The organism is Photobacterium chitinilyticum, assembly GCF_004104355.1.
GTDB classification, from domain to species: Bacteria; Pseudomonadota; Gammaproteobacteria; order Enterobacterales; family Vibrionaceae; genus Photobacterium; species Photobacterium chitinilyticum.
This window is the reverse complement of sequence record NZ_RJLM01000214.1, coordinates 1-420: the sequence shown is the minus strand read 5'-3', so window position 1 is coordinate 420 and position 420 is coordinate 1. Positions and strand designations below refer to the sequence as shown.

At 42.6% G+C, this 420-nt stretch carries 1 pseudogene; it reads right to left on the bottom strand.

Annotated elements, in window-relative coordinates:
- Positions 1-318 (bottom strand): annotated as a pseudogene (gene mnmA, locus EDI28_RS26530) (tRNA 2-thiouridine(34) synthase MnmA); the annotation flags it as partial.
- Positions 319-420: the final 102 nt, after the last annotated feature.

The window sequence follows — 420 nt, the reverse complement described above, 5'->3', positions numbered from 1 at the left end:
TGGGAACATGGTTTTTTGAAGTTGTTCTTGCGAAAGTTGGCTGAGGAAATAGGTCTGGTCCTTGCCATTGTCCACGCCACGAAGCATGTGAACAGTGCCGTCCTCATCACGCGCCACTCGAGCATAATGCCCAGTCGCTACATAGTCTGCCCCCAAGGTCATGGCATAGTCCAAAAAGGCCTTGAACTTGATTTCCTTGTTGCACATAACGTCCGGATTTGGCGTGCGCCCTGCACGGTATTCCGCTAGGAAATACTCAAAAACGCGGTCCCAGTACTCTTTTTCAAAATTGACAGAGTAGTAGGGAATGCCAATCTGTAACAATCCTAAATAATCAAACTCAAATAACTTTGTTTTAGGTCAAGCTTTTTTTATATAATTAATATTAAGTTTTTTTTTGTCGTGGAAATCTTTGTTCTA